This is a genomic window from Nakamurella sp., from assembly GCF_048594475.1.
Classification (GTDB): Bacteria; Actinomycetota; Actinomycetes; order Mycobacteriales; family Nakamurellaceae; genus Nakamurella.
In genome coordinates this window covers 1-7,813 of sequence record NZ_JBMDXT010000547.1, presented here as the reverse complement: position 1 = coordinate 7,813, position 7,813 = coordinate 1, and the positions used below count along the sequence as shown (strand labels likewise).

Below are 7,813 nucleotides of genomic sequence, written 5' to 3'. Positions count from 1 at the left end.
CCGTTCCCGGCGTACCCCGGCAACGGGCTGCCCTCAGCTCCACCGCCCCGCTACGACAGGGTCAGCGGTGGTGGCCTCTCACCTCCACTCGAACAAGCAGCGCCTCGTGGCGCACCGCCGGCGTTGATGATCCGCGCGGGGAGGCGGATGGGGGGAGGCTGTCGGGCGGGCGGGTGCGGCGAGGCTGTCGGAGGGCTGTGCTGAGATGCGGGGCATGACACCTGCCCCGACCCCCGACTCCGGACGAACCCCGATCGCCCGGTTCGACCTCGTCGTCCTGGACACCCCCGAGCCGCGCCGGCTGGCCGAGTTCTACGGGGCCCTGCTCGGCTGGATCGTCGTGGACGAGGACGAGGACTGGATCACCCTGCGGCCGGACGCGGGATCGTCCTACGGCCTGGCGTTCCAGCTGGCCCCCGATCTGGTCCCGCCGACGTGGCCCGACCCGGCGGTGCCCCAGCAGTCCCACCTCGACGTGACCGTCGACGACCTGGACGAGGGCGAGGCGCGGGTGCTGGCCATCGGCGCCCGCCCCACCGGCATCGCCGCCGGCGGGTTCCGGGCCTACCTCGACCCGTCCGGCCACCCGTTCTGCCGGGGCCTGCCGTGTTGACCCGCACCCGGACCCGTGGGCCGCCCGGCCGGAATCTCGGGTGCAGCCGAGCCGGCCGCGCGGCTACCGTGCGCCGATGACCAAGTCGTCGACGATCGCGCTGCCGTCCGGATTCACCGCCCGGGATCTGACGCCGGCCGACGTGCCGGCGGTGACCGATCTGCTGGCCGCGTGGGAGCGGGCCGAGCCCGACGATCACGCCTACACCGAGACCGAGATCCGCGAGGAATTCGCCTCTCCGGTCGCCGTCCTCGACGGCGGCGGGGTGGCGGTGCTCCGGTCGGGCCGCTTGGTCGGCTACGGACTGCTGCACGTGATCGCCCGGGAACCCGGGTGGCTGGCCTACGCCGACGGCGGGGTGCATCCTGACGTGCACCGCCGGGGCATCGGCGGGTGGCTGCTGGCCCGGCAGCTCGAGCTGGCCCGCACGCTGCGCGACGTTCAGGCGGCCGGCAGGCCCGGGGAGCTGCGGATCGGTGCCGCCGAGCGGCGCCCGGGCGCCATCGCGGCGATCGTCGCGGCCGGCTTCGAGCCGCGGCGGTACTTCTTCCGGATGCGGGCCGACCTGCGCGGCCCGTCCCCGGATCCGGTGCCCGATCCGCCGGGGGTCCGGATCCGGCCGTTCGTGGCCGGCGATGACGATGCGGTCCGCCTCGCCTCCAACGACTCGTTCGCCGACCACTGGGGGTCGGTGCCGCGGGACCCGGACACCTGGCGCTCGGAGTACACCGACTCGATCACCTTCCGGGCCGGGATGTCGTTCGTGGCCGAGGACGTCACCGGCATCGTCGGGTTCTCGCTGGCGTCGGAGCACGACGCCGACACGGCCACCCGCGGGCACCGGACCGGCTATGTCTCCCGGGTCGGCACCGTGCGTGCGGTCCGTGGGCGGGGCGTCGGGTCGGCGCTGGTCGCCCGGTCGTTGGCGGCGATGCGGTCGGACGGCTACGCCGAGGCCGAGCTCGACGTCGACGCCGATTCCCCGACGGGCGCCGGCCGGCTGTACGAGCGGCTCGGGTTCGCCGTCGTCTCCCGGGAACGTCTCTACGTCCGGGACCTGTGACGTCCGGGCCCCCCGGCCCACGTTCTCTTCGCCGCGGGACCCGACCTCGCGCCGGCGGGCGGCCCGCCCAGGACGCCCCACCGTCACCCTGACCCCGCGGCGGGAACCGTCACCGTCCACCCGGCGCCGCCGATGACGGTGCCGGTTCCGGCCGGGGTCGGGTGCGCGCCGGGCGGGTGGGGTCTTCGCGCCGGGCGGGGCCTGCGCCCGGCCCGGCCGGCCGCTCGTGCCAGGCTGGTCCGGGTGCGCTTCCGACCGCTGACCCCGGCCCTGCTGGCCCGCGACCTGGCCGACCACATCGACCGGCGCCCGGAGCCGCGACCGCGGGTGGGCATCGACGGGTTCGCCGAGACCGGCGCGGACGGGCTGGCCGACGCGGTGGGGGAGCGGTTGCGCGAGCTCGGCCGGCCGGTGATCCGGGCCTCGACCCGCTGGTGGTGGCGGGCGGCGTCACTGCGCCTGGAACTCGGTCGCACCGACCCCGACATGCTGCTGTACGGCTGGGTGGACGGCGGCGCACTCCGCCGGGAGCTGCTCGATCCGGTCGCCGCCGCGGCCCCGGGTGGGTACCTGCCCAGACTCCGCGACCCGGCCACCGATCGGGCGATCCGGGACGAACGCCGGCCCGTCCGGGAAGGAACGATCGTCCTGATCGACGGCCCCTTCCTGCTGGCCGATCCGGACGGGCTCGACGCCGTCGTCCACCTGCGGCTCTCGCCCGCAGCGCTGGCGCGGGCGCTGCCCGCCGACCGTCAGTGGTGGGTGCCGGCGTACGAGCGCTATGTCGCCGACGAGCGGCCGGCGGCCCGGGCGGACGCGACCGTCACCTACGACCATCCGGCGGCGCCGGCGATCGCCTGGCGCACCGAGTCGCACTGAGCCGCATCAGTAGAACCAGCCGCATCAGTAGAACCCAGCCGCATCAGCCGAACCCAGCCGCAGCAGCCGAACCCAGCCGCCCGGTCAGAGCAGACCCTGCGCCCGCGCCCGTTCGACGGCCTCCCGCCGGTTGGTGGCGTCGAGCTTGCGGTAGATCGACCGCAGGTGGGCCTTGACGGTGTTGACCGACACGAACAGGTCGGCCGCGATCTCGGACGCCTTGAGCATCGTCGGCAGGTAGCGCACGATGACCAGCTCCCGTTCGGTGAGCCGTTCGGCCGGGACGGCCGCATCCGCCGCGTCCACCGGCGGCTCGTCCACGAACCCGGCGACGAAGTCCACGTGCGGCCCGCCGAGCACCCGGTAGCGACGCAGGGCGCCGGTGAGCCGGGGGGCCAGCTGGTGGAACGGGCGGCGGATCCCTTCGATCCGGGCCGCCTCGATCGCGGCGGTCAGGTGTTCGAGGGCGATCCCGTCCCGGTGCTGTCCCTCGGCCACCGCGCCGAGCAGCAACCGGGCCGTGACGACCTGCTCCCGGAACGGCCAGCCCGGCTGGATCACCGGGTGCACGAGCGCCTCGACCCGGGCGCCCTCGCCCCGGTCCAGGTGGGCGCGGGCCAGCGTGACCCGCTCCCATCCCGTACAGAAGTCCCGATCGTCGCCCGGGCGGCGCAGCTCGGCGGCGGCCGGCCCGGGACGCCCGGCCAGGATGAGCGTGGTGGCGCAGGCGACGGCGGCCCACCGTCGCAGATGGTCGGGGGCGTCGGGGGTCCGGAAGAGCGCGGCGCGGAGGCGGGCCGTCGCCTCCAGTGCCGCATCGGGATCGACCCGCGCGACCGCCAGCTCCACCGCCGCGATCATCAGCCCCAGGCGGACCGTCCGGTCCGAGCGGTCGCCACTGATGGCCAGCCCATGGGCCAGCACCGGGGCGGCGGCCGCGGCGTCCCCCCGGATCAGGTGCAGCAGCCCGATGCCGAGGTAGATCGACAGGGCCTGCGGTTCCGAGCCCCAGCCGCGCCGCTCGATCATCCGGAGCGTCCGGATCCCGCGTTGCTCGACGCGACGGCACCGACCGAGCATCGCGTCCAGCACCGTCTCCTGGGTCGCCGTGTTCAGCAGGCTGATCTCCAGCCCGACCTCGCCCAGCTGCCGTTCGGACTCGGCGAAGACGTCGCCGGCCGCGAGCAGATCACCCGTCCACAGCAACGCCGTGGCCAGGTTGGTGGCGCCGATCGCGAGGAAGTGCCTGGCCATCGGCAGCTCGCGGCGGCTGGTGCCGTCCAGCATCTGCATGGTCGACCGGGCCAGTGCGAGCAACGCGTCGGCGTTGCCCGTCATCCGGTGATACGCGGTGTCGAACAGATCCAGCACCACGGTCGCAGTGCTGCGCAGGTGGGCCGGGACATCGTCCAAGAACGGCCGGGCATCCAGGATGTCCTGGTGCATGGCGGCGTAGTCGGTGCCCTCCATGTGGACCGCACACGCCGCGACCAGCGGGAACAGGCCCGGATGGGTCGACGCCCGGGCGGCCAGCGGCCGCAGGGTGGCCGCCAGCGTCGACGCCTGGGCGGAGACGATGAGCGTGACGCAGGACAGCAGGGTCAGCCCGGCCTGGTCCCAGTCGCCGGCCCGGATGGAGTAGCGCAGCGACTCGATCGGCTCGCCGTCGGCGGCGAGCCAGGCCGCGGCGCGCCGATGCAGTTCGGGGACCAGATCGGGGTGGTCGGAAGCCAGCCGGTGCCGCAGCAGCTCGCGCAGCAACGGGTGGTACACCACCCAGGTGTCGTCCAACCCGGTGACGAACGCGTTGTCCGCCAGCAGCCGGGTCAGCACCCGAGCCCCGTCGGTCCGTCCGGTTAGCTGGTCGGCCAGGTCGGCGCTGAGCCGGTCGACCACGCTCGTGCTCAGCAGGAACTCGCGGTCGGACGGGGTCGCCTGCTGGACCACCTCGCCGATCAGGTACTCGGCGATCGCCCGGTCGGTGCCGGTGACCCGGTCGATGCCGGCCGCCGGGTCCGCGCGATCGAGCGACAGCGCGGCCAGCCCCAGGCCGGCCGACCAGCCCTCGGTGCGCCGGTGCAGTTGCGCGACCTGATCCGGTTCCAGGTCGAACCCCTGCTGCCGGAACAGGTCGGCGGCCTCGTCCAGGGTGAACGCCAGGTCCCGGCCGCGGATCTCGGTGAGATGCCCGGCGACCCGGATGCGGTGCAGGGGCAACGGCGGGTCGGCCCGCGAGGTGATGACCAGGCGCAGCTGTCCCGACAGATACGTCAGCAGCGACGCGACCGACTCCAGCACCTGCGGGTCGGTGAGCAGATGGAAGTCGTCCAGCACCAGGACGAGCCGCTCCCGCAGGTCGGCCAGGGCCGCCAGCACCAGATCCCACTCGCGCGCGCCGAAGACGGTGGCCGGTTGGATCTCGTCGAGCGCACTGCCGGCGGGGACGGCACCGCTGGCCCGGATGGCCGCGAGCACGTCGGTCCAGAACGCCTGGGTGGTGTTGTCGACCTGGTCCAGCGTCAGCCAGGCGAATCGATGGACCGGGCGTCGTCGGACCCATCCGGAGACCGCGCTGGTCTTGCCGAAGCCGGGCCCGGCCGTCACGACGGTCAGCCGGCGATCGAAGGTCCGGTCCAACGCCGCGTCCAGGCGAGGCCGGCGCACGCGCGCGGGGGGCGTCACCGGTGGGCCGATGCGCGGCCCGGACGGCGCCCCGGACTCGGTCACCCCGTTCCTCCCCTCGGCCGACCACCCCGGCCGGACGGAAGTACCGTACCGCCCGCCCCGGTCGCCCGGTCCGCCCGACCCGAGACCCGTGTGAGCCTGACCACCTGCGCAAACAGACTGCTTGCAATTGCAAGCAGGGCTGCTAGCGTGGACGTCGACCAGAGAACGCCGACGTCCGGAGGGGCTGTGGAACTCGATTTGAATCCCGTGCTCACCCCGGTCCGCGATCTCGGTGAATTCATCCGCGAGCAGCGCCTGGCCGCCCAGATCTCGGTGCGCGCCCTGGCCGCCAAGGCCGGGGTGTCCAATCCGTACCTGTCCCAGGTCGAGCGCGGCCTGCGCCGGCCCAGCGCGGAGATCCTGGCCCAGATCGCGCACGGCCTGTCGATCTCGGTCGAGACGATGCTGGCCAAGGCGGGGATCCTCGAGCCGTCCGATGCGCCCGAGGTGGTCACCGCGATCCGGGCCGACCCGGTGCTGACCGAGCGCCAGAAGGCCGTGCTGCTGGACATCTACGCGGCGTTGCGCAACCAGGCCCAGGCCGGCGTCGATCCGGTATCAAGGTCGACGCCCCGTGCGGCCCAGCCGGTCCCCGCGGCGGGAACGGGTGTCGACACCGACCCGGCCGTGCTCGACGCGGCGGTACTCGACGCCGCGGTACTCGACGCCGCCGGGCTGGCCGGGTCCGATCCCGCCGGGTCCGATCCCGCCAGGACGGACACCGACACCGACACCGACACCGTCACCGTCACCGACACCGACACCGACCCGGCCGACCCTCGGGTCCCCCCGACCACACCCATAGGCATCACTCCGGTGCCGGAAGGAGAACACCATGCCGCTGTCTGATATCCGAAGCGTGTCCGACTCCGTCGTCGACCAGCTCGCCGACCGGTTCGGCGACCTGCCCCGGCCGTTGCTGGCCGCCATCGGGGCCGGGGACATGGCCGTCGAGCAGCTGGTCGCCCTGCGCGAGTCGCTGACCGACTACCTGGCCGATCCGGCGCACTACCCGGACGCCGAGACGGTCGCCGATCTGCAGAGCAAGGCCCAGCAGGCCGCCACCGACTACGTCGGCAAGGTGCAGCAGACCGCCGGTGAGTACCTCAAGCTCGCCCAGCAGGCCGCGCAGGACTACGCGCAGAAGGTCCAGGAGGCCGCCGGTGACCTGCCGGCCCGGGCTCAGCAGACGTTCGCCGAGCTGACCGACGCCACGGGCCGGCTGGTGACCGGAGGTGACCTGCCGCAGCGGGCGGCCAAGATCGCCGCCGACGTCGCCGACGAGATCCAGACTCTCGCCGCGCAGATTCCCGACCGGGCCAACGAGCTCGTCGGGCAGCTGCCCGGGCGGGTGGCCGAGTTCACGCCCGACCTGACCCCCGAGACGGTGCGGGACACCCTCGACGCGTACGTCGAGCTGGTCGGCTCGATCTACGGCAGCCTGGTCGAGCGGGGTGACCGGACCTGGTCCAAGGTGCGCTCCGCCTCGTCGCGGCCGGGCACCGTCGTCGATGCCGATCCGGCCCCGGCGCGCGAGCCGGCGCCGCGGCCGGCGACCGCCGACCCGACCTCGACCACCAAGGTGGCGGGGACACGGACCCGGGTCACCCCGGCGCCGGCTCCGGCCGGCCGGGCCGCCGGCCGGGCCGGCACCCGGACCGGTGCCACGACGACGACCACGACGCAGCGGGCGGCCGCGGCCAAGGCGGGCACCAAGAAGGCGACGGCCGCCGGCAAGTCGGCCACCGCCGGCAAGCCCGCCGGCACCGCGAAGGCGGCTCCGGGCAAGGCGGCCGCCGGCAAGCCGGCCACCCGCAAGACCGGCACCAAGGTCACCACCGCCGGCCCGGAGACCGCCCGGGCGGCCAAGTCCGCGACGCCGCGAACCGCGGCCAAGCCACGGACGACGGCCGGCCGCGGGCATGCCGCCGGCGCGGCCGCCGCCTGACCCGCCACCCGGGAGGCGGCGGCGCCCGCCGGGAGCGGATCGCCCCGCCGGCCCCCGGAGCGCGCCGCGCCGGGGGTCCGCCGGCATCGTTTCGTCCGCGCGGTGTCGGCCGCGACCGGGTTCCACGTACCCTGGGGGCGTGGATTTGATCGTTCCGGTGGTGACCGTCGTGAACCTGATCTTGGCGATCGGGGGCGCCGCTCTGGGCATCTTCGCCGCGGTCGACGCGGTCAGCCGCCGGTCGGACGCGTTCGCCGCCGCGGACAAGCAGACCAAGGGCACCTGGGCCGGCATCACGGTGGCGTGCGCGGTCGCCCTGGGTCTCGGCTTCTTCGGCGGGGCCTTCGCCCCGCAGAGCCTGCTGTGGCTGGCCGGCCTCACCGGCAGCCTGGTCTACCTGCTCGACGTGCGGCCGCGGCTGCGCGAGGTGCAGCGCGGCGGGCGCTGGTAGCGACCGGGCTCCGGCCCGGCGGCCCACGGCGATCGCCGCCGGGTCGCACCCATCCTCCGGCCCTGCCGAACGTTCTCCGACCATGAAGAACGACGGGGCCGGAGGTCCTCCGGCCCCGTCGTTCGGGTCGAT

Annotated in this window: 7 protein-coding genes; 6 read left to right on the top strand and 1 reads right to left on the bottom strand. The window is 74.5% G+C overall.

Going from position 1 to position 7,813, the window contains the following annotated elements; translation table 11 throughout:
• Positions 1-214 precede the first annotated feature (214 nt).
• The 3 genes from ACOJUF_RS24660 to ACOJUF_RS24650 all read left to right on the top strand — a co-directional run bounded on the left by ACOJUF_RS24660 (position 215) and on the right by ACOJUF_RS24650 (position 2,555).
• The gene (locus ACOJUF_RS24660) at positions 215-613 is read left to right on the top strand and encodes a VOC family protein (protein WP_420124449.1); all 399 of its coding nucleotides are present in this window, start codon (positions 215-217) and stop codon (positions 611-613) included.
• Between the two features lie 76 nt (positions 614-689).
• Positions 690-1,676 carry a GNAT family N-acetyltransferase gene (locus ACOJUF_RS24655; RefSeq protein ID WP_420124448.1) on the top strand — a complete coding sequence of 329 codons (987 nt, stop codon included), beginning with the start codon at positions 690-692 and terminating at the stop codon, positions 1,674-1,676.
• Between the two features lie 243 nt (positions 1,677-1,919).
• Positions 1,920-2,555 carry a uridine kinase gene (locus ACOJUF_RS24650; protein WP_420124447.1) on the top strand — a complete coding sequence of 212 codons (636 nt, stop codon included), beginning with the start codon at positions 1,920-1,922 and terminating at the stop codon, positions 2,553-2,555.
• 84 nt (positions 2,556-2,639) lie between these two features.
• Here ACOJUF_RS24650 and ACOJUF_RS24645 read toward each other — a convergent pair whose 3' ends face one another.
• The gene (locus ACOJUF_RS24645; RefSeq protein WP_420124446.1) at positions 2,640-5,282 is read right to left on the bottom strand and encodes a LuxR C-terminal-related transcriptional regulator; all 2,643 of its coding nucleotides are present in this window, start codon (positions 5,280-5,282) and stop codon (positions 2,640-2,642) included.
• A gap of 186 nt (positions 5,283-5,468) precedes the next feature.
• Here ACOJUF_RS24645 and ACOJUF_RS24640 point away from each other — a divergent pair, with 186 nt between their 5' ends.
• The 3 genes from ACOJUF_RS24640 to ACOJUF_RS24630 all read left to right on the top strand — a co-directional run bounded on the left by ACOJUF_RS24640 (position 5,469) and on the right by ACOJUF_RS24630 (position 7,681).
• The gene (locus tag ACOJUF_RS24640; protein WP_420124445.1) at positions 5,469-6,131 is read left to right on the top strand and encodes a helix-turn-helix domain-containing protein; all 663 of its coding nucleotides are present in this window, start codon (positions 5,469-5,471) and stop codon (positions 6,129-6,131) included.
• Positions 6,118-7,230: a hypothetical protein gene (locus tag ACOJUF_RS24635; RefSeq protein WP_420124444.1), complete on the top strand. Its 1,113-nt coding sequence runs from the start codon at positions 6,118-6,120 to the stop codon at positions 7,228-7,230. The genes ACOJUF_RS24640 and ACOJUF_RS24635 overlap by 14 nt, the downstream gene beginning before the upstream one ends.
• 139 nt (positions 7,231-7,369) lie before the next feature.
• A complete protein-coding gene (locus ACOJUF_RS24630) occupies positions 7,370-7,681 on the top strand; it encodes a DUF2516 family protein (RefSeq protein ID WP_420124443.1) in 312 nt (103 codons plus the stop codon).
• Positions 7,682-7,813: the final 132 nt, after the last annotated feature.

Excerpts from the sequence above, each read along its gene's own strand:
- ACOJUF_RS24660 (WP_420124449.1), top strand. The coding sequence starts at position 215 with ATGACACCTGCCCCGACCCCCGACTCCGGACGAACCCCGATCGCCCGG.
- ACOJUF_RS24655 (WP_420124448.1), top strand. The coding sequence starts at position 690 with ATGACCAAGTCGTCGACGATCGCGCTGCCGTCCGGATTCACCGCCCGG.
- ACOJUF_RS24635 (WP_420124444.1), top strand. The coding sequence starts at position 6,118 with ATGCCGCTGTCTGATATCCGAAGCGTGTCCGACTCCGTCGTCGACCAG.